15 protein-coding genes are annotated in these 15,165 nt (G+C 38.9%); 6 read left to right on the top strand and 9 right to left on the bottom strand.

Translation table 11 applies throughout. The features are described 5' to 3' along the window. The first annotated feature begins 10 nt into the window (after positions 1-10). A complete protein-coding gene (locus FGD67_RS15320; protein ID WP_257171978.1) occupies positions 11-1,012 on the top strand; it encodes a hypothetical protein in 1,002 nt (333 codons plus the stop codon). A gap of 120 nt (positions 1,013-1,132) precedes the next feature. On the opposite strand, the gene FGD67_RS15325 is transcribed toward FGD67_RS15320, so the two are convergent. From FGD67_RS15325 to FGD67_RS15335, 3 genes are all read right to left on the bottom strand, one after another. After that, the gene (locus FGD67_RS15325) at positions 1,133-1,555 is read right to left on the bottom strand and encodes a hypothetical protein (protein ID WP_257171979.1); all 423 of its coding nucleotides are present in this window, start codon (positions 1,553-1,555) and stop codon (positions 1,133-1,135) included. A 56-nt stretch (positions 1,556-1,611) separates the two neighbouring features. Beyond that, on the bottom strand, positions 1,612-1,806 hold the full coding sequence (locus FGD67_RS15330) for a hypothetical protein (RefSeq protein ID WP_257171980.1): 195 nt from the start codon (positions 1,804-1,806) through the stop codon (positions 1,612-1,614). A gap of 120 nt (positions 1,807-1,926) precedes the next feature. After that, positions 1,927-2,229 carry a hypothetical protein gene (locus FGD67_RS15335; RefSeq protein WP_257171981.1) on the bottom strand — a complete coding sequence of 101 codons (303 nt, stop codon included), beginning with the start codon at positions 2,227-2,229 and terminating at the stop codon, positions 1,927-1,929. A 207-nt stretch (positions 2,230-2,436) separates the two neighbouring features. Between FGD67_RS15335 and FGD67_RS15340 the strand changes: the two genes are divergently transcribed. Together FGD67_RS15340 and FGD67_RS21835 are read left to right on the top strand one after the other, a co-directional pair. Further along, positions 2,437-3,417 (top strand): transposase, encoded by a 981-nt coding sequence (locus FGD67_RS15340; RefSeq protein WP_257171982.1) that lies wholly within the window; start codon positions 2,437-2,439, stop codon positions 3,415-3,417. 222 nt (positions 3,418-3,639) lie between these two features. Further along, positions 3,640-4,077: a Tfp pilus assembly protein FimT/FimU gene (locus FGD67_RS21835; RefSeq protein ID WP_306556760.1), complete on the top strand. Its 438-nt coding sequence runs from the start codon at positions 3,640-3,642 to the stop codon at positions 4,075-4,077. 667 nt (positions 4,078-4,744) lie between these two features. Here the strand turns inward: FGD67_RS21835 and FGD67_RS15350 are convergent. From FGD67_RS15350 to FGD67_RS15375, 6 genes are all read right to left on the bottom strand, one after another. After that, entirely contained in the window at positions 4,745-5,842 is a 1,098-nt protein-coding gene (locus FGD67_RS15350) for a phosphotransferase enzyme family protein (RefSeq protein WP_257171983.1), read from the bottom strand. Between the two features lie 184 nt (positions 5,843-6,026). Continuing rightward, complete coding sequence (locus FGD67_RS15355) at positions 6,027-7,400, bottom strand: cell wall metabolism sensor histidine kinase WalK (protein ID WP_257171984.1); 1,374 nt, start codon at positions 7,398-7,400, stop codon at positions 6,027-6,029. 2 nt (positions 7,401-7,402) lie between these two features. Continuing rightward, positions 7,403-8,125, bottom strand: coding sequence for a response regulator transcription factor (locus FGD67_RS15360; protein WP_257171985.1), 723 nt, complete (start codon positions 8,123-8,125; stop codon positions 7,403-7,405). Positions 8,126-8,135: 10 nt separating this feature from the next. After that, positions 8,136-8,546 carry a DUF3019 domain-containing protein gene (locus FGD67_RS15365; protein WP_257171986.1) on the bottom strand — a complete coding sequence of 137 codons (411 nt, stop codon included), beginning with the start codon at positions 8,544-8,546 and terminating at the stop codon, positions 8,136-8,138. Continuing rightward, positions 8,536-9,399 (bottom strand): MipA/OmpV family protein, encoded by an 864-nt coding sequence (locus tag FGD67_RS15370; RefSeq protein ID WP_257171987.1) that lies wholly within the window; start codon positions 9,397-9,399, stop codon positions 8,536-8,538. Before FGD67_RS15370 ends, FGD67_RS15365 begins: the two co-directional genes overlap by 11 nt. Positions 9,400-9,578: 179 nt before the next feature. Next, positions 9,579-10,409, bottom strand: a complete 831-nt coding sequence (locus tag FGD67_RS15375; RefSeq protein ID WP_257171988.1) for a LysR family transcriptional regulator — start codon at positions 10,407-10,409, stop codon at positions 9,579-9,581. A 129-nt stretch (positions 10,410-10,538) separates the two neighbouring features. On the opposite strand from FGD67_RS15375, the gene FGD67_RS15380 reads away from it, so the two are divergent. The 3 genes from FGD67_RS15380 to FGD67_RS15390 all read left to right on the top strand — a co-directional run bounded on the left by FGD67_RS15380 (position 10,539) and on the right by FGD67_RS15390 (position 15,127). Continuing rightward, positions 10,539-11,732 carry an acyl-CoA dehydrogenase gene (locus FGD67_RS15380; RefSeq protein WP_257171989.1) on the top strand — a complete coding sequence of 398 codons (1,194 nt, stop codon included), beginning with the start codon at positions 10,539-10,541 and terminating at the stop codon, positions 11,730-11,732. A gap of 123 nt (positions 11,733-11,855) precedes the next feature. Next, entirely contained in the window at positions 11,856-14,060 is a 2,205-nt protein-coding gene (locus FGD67_RS15385; RefSeq protein ID WP_373567780.1) for a dehydrogenase E1 component subunit alpha/beta, read from the top strand. After that, entirely contained in the window at positions 14,057-15,127 is a 1,071-nt protein-coding gene (locus FGD67_RS15390; RefSeq protein ID WP_257171991.1) for an ACP S-malonyltransferase, read from the top strand. The genes FGD67_RS15385 and FGD67_RS15390 overlap by 4 nt, the downstream gene beginning before the upstream one ends. Positions 15,128-15,165 lie beyond the last annotated feature (38 nt).

Genomic DNA, 15,165 nt, shown 5'->3' on the forward strand with positions numbered 1-15,165 from the left:
CGAGTATCGAATGAAACATTGGACTGAGCCAAACGGTATACTACTAATACAAATTCCAATAGATTGGCAATATCTCAATCCAGTTTTTAAAGGTGAGGAAGAAATATCACCTTATAGCTTTCAACCTTACGACGAATCAATTGGTTGTTTTCAATTAAGTTGTTACCCGTTGGAGGAATTGGCTCCTAAAGTTGCAAATGCGAATCCTGAAGGTATAAAAAAATTAGAGTGGAGAGAATCTAATCTTGATGATTCTGAGTTCTGCACTCGTTTATACCACGGTGCTTTAGGTGATCAAGCTCTAATCGGAAAATATATTCATGACAAAAAATTAAAAAATGATCCTCGTATAGAAGAACAACTTAAAATTGTAAGGACAATATTAAATACTGTCGTAATTGTCCCGCAAACGGATCGCAAACTTGCTGCCGATTTAGATAAATCCGATAGGTTTCACGCTTCATTAGCTGCATCTCATGACTTACTGTTTTCTGCCATTGAATCTGAGTCTTATATCGAAATAATTGCTATTGCAGCTAATCAAATAGATGCTTACCTTAGGTTGAGTATTGTGATCGCAAAACAAATAAAGGCCCAAACTAACGATATCGATGTTAAATACTTTTTCCAAGCAGATGGTGAATGGGGAATAATGGAGCGAAAAATATACGAGCATGCTAAAGAATTTGGCATTATTGACGATGAAAAATTCGATGAATTAAATGCTCTATATCAACTAAGGAATCGTGTAATACATCGGTACGTTATATCTAACATTAAGACACGTGATCTGGTAGAGATTGCTACACGCTATTTGAAATCACTTGAATCAACAAGGCTAATTTTAGCCACATTTGAAAATAAACAGGCTAATGAGGATTATGGTGTTTATGGAAAGGTACTTGGTAAAAACCAAAATGATACAAGCGCCATTCAAAGGCTCCATGCTGGTGCTAATGACAAACATCTTCTTCAGAGGTTTAAACGAAAAATCAGCCATAAAAAAACCTAACAAGGGTTTTCAAGTCGGACTCGTAACAGTTTGCTCGGTTCCACTTCGTTTCACATTTTAGCAAACTATTACAAGCCGCTTAAAACGGCGTTAGCTGTTTTGCTATGTTCTAGGCTTTTTTCAAATAAAAACATCGACTTTCTTTTTGTCGGTTAACAATAAAGCAGCCTTTTCTTGATATAAATCAAAAGTATCGTCTGATATAAATTTATCAAACGTATTAATTATTTCTTTCATGTAAGAGGCTCTTACTTGATAAGTCTGACGTTCAGGATATTCTTTAGCAAGTCCATCTAATTTCTCTGAACTGTTAGAAAAATACTCCATAACATTAATTTTTTTATCAGGATCTACATCCCCTCCACCATAAGAAAGGATCCTAAGTTTAGACTCTAAACTATTCATATCTTCTCTTTTTTTGGATATTATGGGGTTTCCTGACTTACCTAATCTAACTGGTTCATCACTATCGTATTTTTGTGTGTATTCTCGTTCCATTTCATTCACATTTTTAACAATACTATGAAGTTCTTTTATACTCATATTAGAAAAGTTGAGCTCTTCTTTTTTAAATACTTTTTCATATGCACTTCCCTCAATTAATGATGAATCAAAAGCATTATTGTCTTTTTTTCTTTAACTTTAGGATCAAGGTGAGTTGTGTTTATATTAATTTTTAAGCCACTTTCGCTTGTTTTAGTAGAAAAGCTTTTTATTTTTTCATCATCACTGTTTGTAAAAATAGATATTTTACTTTCAAATAGAGTAGGTAGTAGATTGGTGCTGATTTTCATAAAAATCCTTTTTCATATGTCGTTTTCTTTTATCGACATAATTTTATAAAACTTAAGCTTTTATTTTAGATTGTTTTCTATTAACGACTCATAGGGCTGAGTCGTTAATAGAAAGTTTAACTAGCCACCAGATCTTACTTCATAAGTAATTCCACCATAAGTAGATCCAGTTGTTGTTTTATTTTCAACTTCCCAATAATAAGTGCCTGCATTAAAGATAGAAGTGGAAACTGCTACGCTATATCCGCCAGCAACTCTATCTCCATTGCTATCAACCAAAGTCACTTTGAAATCATGTCCGTCATAGTTTCTTAAAATTGTAAAACCGTATCTACGGCAATTACCACCATCATAAGTAAAGCTTGCAATAGTTCGAGTCTGCTCCAATTTAAGACTAGTGAAATATTTTATCAGGCCACCCATAATAACCTGCTCACATTTTAATCAATAAACTACACTTAATGAACCTTACTTAACAAAGTGTAGATACTATTATGCCAAAGCCCCGTTCACAACAAATCAGTTTGTCAGATACGCCGTATTTTATCAGGCCACCCATAATAACCTGCTCACATTTTAATCAATAAACTACACTTAATGAACCTTACTTAACAAAGTGTAGATACTATTATGCCAAAGCCCCGTTCACAACAAATCAGTTTGTCAGATACGCCGTATTACCATATTCAAAGTCGCACCGTACGAAAAGCATTCTTATGTGGTGTCGATGAAGCAACCGGCATGAATTATGAGCACAGGCGCGATTGGATAGAAGCGCGAATTTTTGAATTATCTCAAACGTTTGCCATCGATATTTGTGCTTATGCCGTCATGCATAATCACTTGCATCTTGTGCTGCATGTTGACACAGCGCAAGTCAATAACTGGTCTACGCTAGAGGTACTTACACGTTGGCATCAACTGTACAAAGGCACCCACCTGACTAGGCAATACCTACAGCAACAGACGCTTAATGAATACGAAAGAGAAATGGTGGAAGATACTTCAAATATTTACAAACAACGTTTAATCGATATCAGTTGGTTTATGCGCTCCCTGAATGAGCCGATAGCGCGACAAGCAAACAAAGAAGATGAATGTAAAGGACACTTCTGGGAAGGGCGCTTTCAATCACAAGCACTGCTTGATGAAGGCGCACTATTGTCGTGTATGGCTTATGTCGATTTAAACCCTGTCCGCGCTGCTATTGTGCCCACACCAGAGCAATCAGACTTTACCAGTATACAACTGCGCATTAAGGCTGCTATTAAAGGGACACAGCCCACGGCATTACTGCCCTTTATTGGTCATGAACATCAAGATAAAACCAGGGGTATTTGTTTCAGCCTACAAGATTACTTAATGCTAGTAGATGAAACGGGCCGAATACTCAGAGACGACAAACGTGGGGCGATTAATTCAGAAACCACCGCGATACTCACGAGGTTACACATCAGTAATGAAAGCTGGATGAAACTGACGACGAACTTCGAAGGTATCTTCACAGGTGCCGTGGGTAGCGCCGAGCATTTATGTGCATTTACGGAGCACGTAGGATTACATCGAACGCACGGTCTAGCGAACGCTAAAGTTTGTTTAAATAGCGCATAACACTATTTTTTAACCCAGGTTATATTGATGTTTCCTAATGGAGACGGGATTAATGCAGCTAGCATTCAGAGAAATGAACGCCTATCACTAAAAAGTCGGTATTCAGCGCCAGTAAACTTAATAAACCGCCTAAAATTTACTGTAGATAACTGTTTCTTGTTTCATGGTTATGGCTTGTATTTATCATGGGTGGCATAATTTCCTACCCTCATTGAGTTGGTAGTGGTGATTGTTATTTTAGGCATTTTGGCCGCTACTGCAGCACCAAAATTCATTGATTTAACTTCGGATGCTAACAAGTCTGTACTAGAGGCGATGGGAGGCACTATTTTATCAGGCGCTAAACTCGCGTATGCCAAATCTATTATTCAAGGGGTACAAAGCCAAGAGCTAGCCAATATTGATATAGATAATGATGGCAATAATGATGTTGAAGTTAAATACGGATATCCCAGTGGCGACAGAACTAAAGGAATAGCTAATGTTATAGCATTAGACAAAGATTGGGCTTATGGCGATAGGTTTAATGGTGGGGCTTTCGTTGTATCTCATTCGTCCCTTGCTGGTTTTGGTGGCATTACCAATAATAATATTCCCATCACAAGAACGAGTTGCTATTTAACTTATACGCCACCAACAGCTGCTAATGTTGATTGCTGATTAATAGTGAAAAATTTAGCTTAGTTTTTATTACAAACTAAAGAGACAAGAGACAAGAGACGAAAATTAAAAAAAGTTAACGGGAAGGAAGGTTAACAGGGCACCTATTCTAAATTGAGCAAGCCTAGTCGGGTACTAAGCTCAAATAGCCCTTTCTTATTTATCTCAAGTACATGATGACAAAAGCCAGAAAGCAACAAATTAGTTTAGCGAATACGCCTTATTATCAGCTAATTTGTGGGACCCAACCTAAATTGTTAATTCAAATAATAGGACAATAGGTCACGCAGTTGTTCTTGAAGTTGACAGCACTATATCAGCTAATAAACTCTCATGCTGACAAAGTAATTTATACAGATGTAATTGGTTATTTGCCCGGACTAAATTGTGGGTGGCATAACGGGTTTTAAGCTTAGTTTTTATTACAAACTAAAGAGACAAGAGACGAAAATTAAAAAAAGTTAACGGGAAGGAAGGTTAACAGGGCACCTATTCTAAATTGAGCAAGCCTAGTCGGGTACTAAGCTCAAATAGCCCTTTCTTATTTATCTCAAGTACATGATGACAAAAGCCAGAAAGCAACAAATTAGTTTAGCGAATACGCCTTATTATCAGCTAATTTGTGGGACCCAACCTAAATTGTTAATTCAAATAATAGGACAATAGGTCACGCAGTTGTTCTTGAAGTTGACAGCACTATATCAGCCAATAAACTCTCTTGCTGACAAAACAACTTATACAGATGTAATTGATTTTCTGCTCTGACTAAATTGTGGGTGGCATAACGGGTTTTAAAGTAGTTATCGCCATTTAAAAAGTCAGTTAAAAATCGTATGCCGAGCATTAATGGCATTAACTTTATACCGAGTAATAAACTGTTTATTTCAACTTTTGCTAATGTGCCATTAAAGCCTGCAATATAGGCCTTGGTTAGGGCGGTTAATATGTCAATATTTATCGACATTTTGTCTAACTCAGCACTGTCTTCGGCAATTGATGCACAGCAACTTCGTACCATATCGCCAAAATCATGCATCAGATAACCTGCCATGCAAGTATCTAAATCAACTACGGCAATGGGCCTATTGGTTTTATTACTGAAAAGTAGATTATTGATTTTAGTGTCGTTATGAGTAACACGCAGAGGTAAATTTTTAGTGATAGCGGTAATTTCATCAATGAAGTTTTTTTGCGACTTTATAAAATTAATATTGCTATGAGCTTGTAGCAGTAAGGTGTTTGAGGTTTTTTTTACTGCTTGATTAAGTTGAGTTATTCGCGTTGATAAATCATGAAATTGTGGAATTATGTCAGCTAATTTTTGGCTGTTAAAATTACCGAGGGCATTGGTAAATTGTGCAAAGGCATTACCAACAAAGCTTGCTTGTTCTGAGGTGGTGATCGACTCTAGCGTATAACAGTCTTCAATGTAGTGTAAAGCGCGCCAATATTGACCTTGTATTTTGACATGGTTTTTATTATTTTGGCTGCGCAGTTGCCAAATAGGCATTAAGGCATAGTTTTTATTGCTAGATTGCGTTAGTAAGTGCTCGCTGATCAAGTCAACATTATCTGTGACTTGCTCTGGTCCGGTAAATACCTGTTGATTTAAGCATTGTAAAACAAAAGTCTTATGCTGAGTTTGTACCAAATAGGTGTGATTAATTAAACCATTGCCGAGCAAGCTTATATTGCACTCTTCTCGTGTATAGCCAAACTGAGCTAACACTAACGCCAGTATATTGTGAGGTAAATTTTGAGTCATTTGATTGTTGTTTACTGTTAAGAGAATGACGGCATTTATCACGCTTACACTGACGGACTCAGATTACTGTCCATCATTATTAGGCAAATGCGGTTGCTATGTTAGGGGATAGTTTAGCAGATAAAAAGTGTTCATTATATTGCTAACAAAATAGCCTCAAGCGCACTCGGTTAAATGATTAAGGTTAGTTTTTTTTAGTTTGCAAAGGTAGCGATATAGTAAAGCGAGCTCCGGTTATTGTTGCGTTTTTATTTACTTGTTTGGTTGTTTTAGCGCTGTTTTTGTTATTGGTTGCTAAGATGTTGCTCGCGTGAATACTGCCATTATGCCAATGAACGACTTTAGCGGATATGGCTAGCCCTAAGCCGAAATGCCCAAGCTCACGAGAGCGATCAACGTCGAGTTTGACAAACGGAGCGAAAATATTTTCGATGTTTTCTCCGGCAATACCTTTACCATCATCTTCAACACTAATATGTAAAAAATTATGCTGACAATAAGCTGAAATGACGACCGTGTTGTTCGCATATTGCATGGCGTTACTGAGTAGGTTTTGAATCGCACGGTAGCACCAATGAAAATCAAGCGACAAGGTTACTTTTTGATTGATAAATGCCGGGCTAGCTTGATAGGTTAATTTAACCTTATGTTGTTCGGCAAGTGATTGAAAATCATCGTTAATTGTATGTAAGAAATGATCAATATCGACAAGCTCATACTTGAGGTGAAAGCCTTGGCGCTCCATACCGGCGTATTCTAAAAAAGCCGTGGTCATGTCTTCCATACGGGTGAGTTCGGTTTCCATTCGCGCGAGATAAAGATCTTTTTTAATAATGTCTTTAGTGTCGATTGCGGCTTCAACACCAAAACGTAAGCACGACATGGGGGTACGAATATCATGTGACATGCTGCGAGCAAGAATTTTATTATCAGCCACTAGTTTTTCAATTTGGCCTGCCATGCGATTAAAACTACTTTCCAATAGGCTGATATATGAGAAACGACTGGCTGGCATGCGAGCATTTAAGTGTCCTTCACCAATACTCGCTGCCGTGTTAGTGAGTAAGTACAGCCGACGAGTTAACGGAAATAGCCACGCAAGAAGAATAATACAAACACCTAAATAGAGTATCGCGGTGAATAAGATATTAATATTTTGATTCTCTAGCTCTATTTCAGGCAGTGTTAGCTGAATAATATAATCAGGATGTTGAGACAATTTTTTTAATAAATAAGGATGAGTTTCTGAGGCTAACAATAAGCCACCTACTTGTGTTAACTGTTTACTGAGTTCACTGGGTAAGGCAATATTTTCACTTTTATCTAACTGTAAGGCTATTTGATAGGCTTGGCTCAACTCTTGGCTAAAAGCGACTAGATCAGTGCTATTAGTGGCAGATAATTGTTGATCAAAGCCTTCAATTAATTGGTGATAGATTGCATATTCGTTTGGTACTTGCTCAGGCTCTTGTTTAGCAACAATTTTGTCGAGCCCCCAAGTAATAATAAAAAGAGAGCCAATAACTGTTAAAATAATACTAATGTATAAACGACGCATAGTTAACTGGTTTGCTCTTCTTTATCACACCAAGCATCAGCAACAAATAGGTAGCCTTTACCCCACACTGTTTTGAATTTCTGCGGCTTTTGCGGGTCGTCATTAAATATTTTACGTAGTGTGGATAACATAACATCAAATCGACGGTCTTGACCGTCATATTCTCTATTTTTCAATGCTTTAAATACGGTATCTCGATCAACAACTTCGCCAGCATGGCGAGCTAAAAAACATAAGAAGGCGAATAAGCTCGTTGATAATTCTATTTCATTTCCTTGGTAGGTAACTCGATTAGATTCGATATTAATGAGCAGTTCACCGTGTTGTATGTCAGAAGAAGTCTCAACTGTAACAGTACTTTGTTTTAACGCGCCAGAAATACGAGCTAATAAAGCACGTGGACGTACCGGCTTGATAACATAGTCGTTTGCACCGGCTTCTAAACCGATGACTTCGTCAAACTCATCAGCGCGTGCTGTTAACATAATGATAGGAATTGGCATTTTTTGTCTGATTTGACGACAAACTTCAATGCCATTTAAACCCGGTAACATCACATCAAGTAATACCAAGTCGGCAGAAAATGTTTCTAAGCAAGGCAATACTTCATCACCACGTGTACAATGCATGACCGTAAAGCCTTGTTCGGTGAGATATTCACGTATCCAATCGCCTAATGTTAGGTCGTCTTCAACTAATAAAATTCGTTGTGATTTATCATTCATAATCATTCTCTTAAAACAAACGCCAGCGACGTTTTCTTGGCGAAGCTTTATGCACCCAACTGACTTCGATATGGGTGTAAGCTATTGTTTGCTCTTGGTCATAGGCAACGAGTTTATATTGTACCGTTTTACTGGATTCAAACTCAAAAGTGGTGGTATTTTGCTGTTGATTATACCAACAGTCTAGCGCTTTGTTTTTCCCAACCTGATAAATACAATAATTACCTTTGACCGGCGCTTGCCAGCGTAATGTTACGGTAGCAAAACATTGTCGTCCTTGCGTGAGTGTGATGCATTTTGTTGGCATGGCCGATAGTCCGCTAACCTTAATTGTCGCTGAGTTCTCTATAGTTGCGGCATTAACAGTCGTACAGGAAAAGTATATGAGTAAGACAATCCCTATGTCCCATTTAGAAGACATATATCACTCCTAACATGATTTGAGTGATATGTTGAGTGTCAACCAATGGACTTTCTATAGTGCTTTTTGAGTAATAACTGTGACTTATACCGCCTGAAAAAGACCATTTTTCAGAAATAGGGTGTTGGGCAAATAGTTCTAATTGTAGGCGATTACCGGCATCGGATTTATGAAAAGGCCGTGCGCTAGTAATCTCATCTGAATTAACACCGTAATAGTAATCCATGACTTTTTCAGAATAATGGGTATAACCGGCATTTAAATAGATATCCCAATTGCGATAAGGTAATACATAGCTATAGAAAATATCGACAATCCAGCCATTGGCATCACTTAATGGTGCTAAGGTGGCAAAATCGACCGAAAATACCGAGTTGCGATGATATCTAGAGTAACGTATGCCAACACCTTCACCCGAAGAGCGTTCTTTAAGATTGCTTAGGGTGGGGATATCTCTATTAGCATTTTCAATAATATCTTTTGGGTTATAACTTGAAATATAGGTTTTGCTGATAATGTCGAATTCCCAGTCAGGTGTAACTATCAGCTGATAACCTAACTCTGAGCCTTGCAGTAATCCTGAAGCGCGGCGATGATTGGACTGAATGAAAAAGCCTTTGTAATAGACATCAAGTAATAATGAAGCGCGAACATAATCAAAGGGATCTTCTTGATCTTGGCCTTTTAGTAATGACGGATTATAAATGGCAGATACGTTGGCCATCACTTGCCAACTAAAGGTTTCGTTAAATACCGTTGTTTCATTTTCGGGAATTTTTTCATTGGCGACAGTAAAAAAAGTACTGGTTGATAGCATTATCATTATGAGAACGGTGAAGCACTTAGCTTGCATAATGAAACCTTTGTTGTTTGCGTTTGCCAGTTATCATAATTTTATTCTTGTTATTATTTTGAAGTGTTATGTTAACAAATGTCAGGATATTGCGGCATAGCTAAAGGCCGATAAAGTGTTTAAAAAGTGTAAGCATATTAGTTAATCTTTTAGGTAAGTTATCAAGTGTATGACTGCGCTTAATTCGCATGTTTACGTGCTAAGCGCTTTAAACTATTAATAGTTTTCGATGATTCTGAATAGGCTAAAACAATTTCCCGGGTCAATTGTAAGCCGGTTATTGGTCGAAAAACCACATCACTTTGCTTAATAATTTCACTGTGTGCAGGTAAAAATGCGCAGCCTAATCCCGCATGAACTAAGCCCAATGCATAATCAATGGTGGTGATTTTGGCTCGTACGTCAAGGCTGATGCCTGCTAACGCTAAAGTGTCTTGTAGATGACTCCAAGCACTGCAAGGTGTGCGCTGAATAAAGGGCAGGCCATCAAGCTGCTCCAAGGCGATGCTATCGCTAAATGCCAGTATGTGATCATAAGGTAGAGCTAATAAGTAATCTTCTTGCCACATGTCGATATACTGTTCATTCTCGTTTAATTCATCTTTTAAAATAATACGTGCGTCTACTTTTTCGGTATGTGGCACTAAGGTGAGCTCAACAAAAGGCTTTGCCGCGGTAAAGTCTTTCAGTAATAAGCTCATACGCTCAACACCTAAGCCACGAGTAACGCCCAAATTAAATGGCTGTTTGCTGGTTTTTTCTGAAAAAAAGCTTTTAATTGCACCGGCTTGACCTAGTAGCTGTTTAGCCAATGGGAAAAGTTTCTCACCTTGTTCAGAAGGCGTAACCCCGCGTGCGTGGCGAATAAAAAGCTGAACATTAAGTTGCTGCTCTAATTGTGCTATTGCTGATGAGATTGAAGGTTGAGCAATAAAACAAGCTTTTGCCGCCGCACTGAAGCTTTTAAGTTCATACACTGAAATAAAATAATTGAGTGATTTTAGATCCATAGTTATCTTTATCGGTTCTCCTATAGCTTTAAACTATAGCAGATAAAGGAAAAGAATATTTTAACTTTGGCTGATATTTGCTTATTATTTTGGCACTTTCATTTTCACCAGCTAATAACAGGTAATTTCATGTCTAATTCAAGCAGTGTAAACCGTCCGTCGTTTAAATGGCAAGATCCACTTTTATTTGATTCTTTATTGTCAGAAGAAGAACGCATGATCCGTGATAGCGCTCATCAGTACTGCCAGGAAAAACTCATGCCACGCGTTTTAGAGGCGAATCGTAATGAAGTGTTTGATGTTGAAATTATGCGTGAACTGGGTGAACTAGGCTTATTAGGCGCTACGCTGCCAGAAAAATATGGCTGTGCTGGCGTAAATTACGTTACTTATGGTTTAGTTGCCCGTGAAGTTGAGCGTGTTGATAGTGGTTATCGCAGTGCCATGAGTGTGCAATCATCACTGGTTATGCATCCTATCTATGCTTATGGTAGTGAAGAGCAGCGCATGAAGTATTTACCGAAATTAGCAACCGGTGAATACATTGGTTGTTTTGGCTTAACAGAGCCAAATTCAGGCTCTGATCCTGCAAGTATGTCAACTCACGCTAAGGCTGTTGAAGGAGGTTACCGCATGACAGGTAATAAAATGTGGATCACTAACTCTCCGGTAGCTGATATTTTTGTTGTTTGGGCCAAACTTGATGGCGTTATTCGTGGCTTTGTCCTAGAAAAGGGCATGGCAGGGTTAAGTGCGCCGAAAATTGAAGGTAAGTTCTCATTGCGTGCGTCGATTACCGGTGAAATCGTGATGGATAATGTTTTTGTCCCTGCTGAAAATATTTTACCCAATGTAAAAGGCTTATCAGGACCCTTTGGCTGTTTGAATAAAGCGCGTTATGGCATTGCTTGGGGCGCATTAGGTGCGGCCGAGTTTTGTTGGCATGCTGCTCGCCAATATACCTTAGACCGTGAACAGTTTGGTCGCCCATTAGCGGCAACACAGTTAGTACAGAAGAAACTGGCGGATATGCAAACGGATATTACTACGGGGCTATTTGCTTGTTTACAAGTCGGACGCTTAATGGATGCAGGCGAATTGGCACCAGAAGCGATATCACTGATCAAACGTAACTCATGTGGTAAAGCGTTAGAAATCGCTCGTATTGCTCGTGATATGCATGGCGGTAATGGTATTGCTGATGAATTTCATGTGATTCGCCATATGATGAACCTTGAAGCCGTTAACACTTACGAAGGCACACATGACATTCATGCCTTGATTCTTGGTAGAGCGCAAACGGGCTTGCAAGCCTTCTTCTAAGTTAAATAAAAAAGGCGTTGTAAATACGCCTTTTTTTCTGCCTGTTGGCTAGGTACAAAATGCCTAGCAACGTTATTTTTAACCGCAGTAAAAGTAAAAGTAAAAACACTTCGTGGAGCTATGATGTCTGATCGTAATCAATTGGTGAAAGAAAACTTTATCAATTTTGTCCGTGCCCGTACTTTACCTGAATCATCAATTAACTTAACGCCATCGGATGTTGGCTTATCAGCTACTGATGTTATCGATTTATTTGAAACGCAAGTGATGAGCCGACACCTTGATTTGCAGTCACGTGTGATGCAAAAAAAAGGTCAGAGCTTTTATACCATTGGTAGCTCTGGTCACGAGGGTAATGCCGCTTATGCTAAGGCATTTCGTGCCACGGATATGGCTTTTTTACATTATCGTAGCGGCGCATTTGTTATTCAACGGGGTAAGCAAGTACCAGGGCAAACGTCGTTATATGACATGTTGTTATCATTTGCGGCCTCAAAGGATGATCCTATTTCGGGCGGGCGTCATAAAGTGTTGGGCAGTAAAGCCCTATCGATACCGCCACAAACCAGTACCATAGCCTCACATTTACCCAAAGCAATGGGTGCAGCTTACAGTATTCCGTTAGCGAAACGTTTAGCGCATCAAGGCGAAATTCCGAGTGACGGCGTAATTATTTGTAACTTTGGCGATGCTTCATCAAACCATTCGACGACACAAGGAGCGATAAATAGTACGGCTTGGGCCGCTTATCAGTCGATCCCTATGCCAATTGTTTTTGTTTGTGAAGATAACGGTATTGGTATTTCAACGGCGACACCGACAGGTTGGATCGCGGCTAATTATAAAAATAGAGCCGGTCTAACTTATCTTTATTGTGATGGTTTAAATATTTTAGATACTTATAAAACTGCGAAAGAGGCAGAGCGTATTGCACGTGAAATGCGTAAACCGGTATTTTTGCATGTTCGCACGGTACGTTTATTAGGACATGCGGGCTCTGATGCCGAGTTTGTTTATCGTGAACTGGCTGATATTAGTGCCACAGAATTTCAGGATCCGTTATTACACACAGCGCGTATTATACTAGAAAACAATATTTTAACTTCAGAAGCTTTAATTGAAATTTATCAACATATTGAACAGCGAATTGCGGTTATTGCTGACAATGCTGCCAGTAAAGAAAAACTTACCTCTGCTGATGCGGTTATGGCTAGCATTGTTCCAAACATTAGCAAAGCGCGCAGCTCTATTGTGGTGAGTGAAGAAAAACGGGCAGAAATTTTTAAACATGAAAAGCATAACCTCGCTAAAAAACAGCATTTAGCCAAGCTGATTAATTGGGCGCTGATGGACCTAATGGCTGAGTATCCAAACATAGTCATGTGTGGAGAGGACATTGGCAAAAAAGGTGGTGTGTATAATGTGACCGCGAAATTATGCGAGCGCTTTGGTAAAAACCGAGTAATTAATACTTTATTAGATGAACAAACGATTTTAGGTACCGCTATTGGCTTAGCTCATAATGGTTTTTTACCAATACCTGAAATTCAATTTCTGGCTTATGTTCATAATGCGGAAGATCAAATTCGTGGTGAAGCCGCCACATTGCCATTTTTCTCCAATGGTCAGTTTACCAACCCTATGGTGATCCGTATTGCTGGTTTAGCTTATCAAAAGGGTTTTGGTGGTCATTTTCATAATGATAATTCGTTTGCTGTTTTTCGTGATATTCCAGGTCTGATTATTGCTTGTCCATCGAATGGTGCTGACGCGGTTGAAATGATGCGAACGAGCGTACGTTTAGCCCAAGAGCAGCAGCGGATGGTAGTTTTTTTAGAGCCTATTGCTTTGTATATGACTAAAGATTTACATCAAGAGGGTGATGGCTTATGGACGTATGAGTATCAACGACCGGCATTGCAAAGTAATAATATGGATTTAGGGGTTAAAGTTGCTGGCTCAGGTAAGCAATTATGTATTTTAACGTATGGTAATGGCAATTATTTATCTCGCCAAGCGCAATATAAATTAGCACAGCAAGGCATTGATGCCCGAGTGGTGGACTTACGTTGGTTAGCACCACTTGATGAACAAGGCATTTTGGCACAAGTGAATGCTTGCGAGCATGTATTGATTGTTGATGAATGCCGTCAAACGGGTTCAATCAGTGAAGCTTTGGTGACCTTAATTCATGAACAAGCTAGCGCAGGGGCAAAAATAAAACGTGTTACTGCCAGTGATAGTTTTATTCCGTTAGGCGCCGCGGCTTATGAAGTGTTGCCGTCGGTCGATAAAATTATTGCTGCTGCAATGGAGGTATGCCAATGAGTTTGTCAAAAAACACACCAGTAAATAATACTAAGCAGCGTGCTGTGGTTATTTGTCCCGGCCGCGGTACTTACAATAAAGAAGAGCTTGGGTATTTACAGCGTTTACATAGTGATAAAACTGAAATAATTTCACTAATTGACGATTACCGGGACCGTCAAGGGCAAGTGAAAGTGTCAGAGCTTGATAACATGGAAAACTATAATATGCGTGTGCACACCGCCGGTGAAAACGCTTCTGCGTTGATCTATGCCTGTGCTTTAGCTGACTACCAAGCCATTAATCAAGATGAATTTGATATTGTTGCAGTGACAGGTAACTCGATGGGCTGGTATATCGCCTTGGCTGTTGCTGAAGCTTTAGCACCAAAGCAGGCCATTGAGTTAATTAATACTATGGGCTCCATGATGACCGACGGCTTAGTCGGTGGTCAGATGATTTATCCTATTATTAATGACGATTGGCAAATTGATAACGAAAAGCAGCAACAAGTCAGGCAATGGTTAGCTCAAGCTAATCAGCAAAGCGGCTGTGAGGTTTATGTCTCGATTAACTTAGGTGGTTATATTGTTTTTGGTGGTAATAAGCTTGGCTTAAAAGCACTAGAAGCATTACTACCTGTGGTGCAAGATAGATACCCAATGAATTTATTTAATCATGCGGCTTTTCATACACCATTGCTAAAAGATATTTCTGAGCAAGCATTGGCTCAACTGTCAGCAGATATGTTCACTACGCCGAAAGTGCCATTAATTGATGGTTTAGGACAAGTATGGCAACCGTATAGCTGTGACACTGAGCAATTATATAACTATACACTTGATACCCAAGTGGTTGCGCCTTACAATTTTTCTAAAGCGATAGAGGTGGCGATTAAAGAGTTTGCGCCTGATAAGTTAATTATTTTAGGTCCTGGCGCAACGCTAGGGGGCGCCGTAGCGCAAAGTTTAATTTCGCATCAATGGTTAAATTTACAAACTAAGGCTGATTTTATTGCTCAACAAAAACAAAATCCATTTATTTTAGCGATGGGATTAACCGAGCAGCGCCGACAAGTTGTTAAATAATGATGAGGGATAAAATAAAAAATGGCTGAATTTTTTTT

The sequence above is a fragment of the Colwellia sp. M166 genome (genome assembly GCF_024585285.1).
GTDB lineage: Bacteria > Pseudomonadota > Gammaproteobacteria > Enterobacterales > Alteromonadaceae > Cognaticolwellia.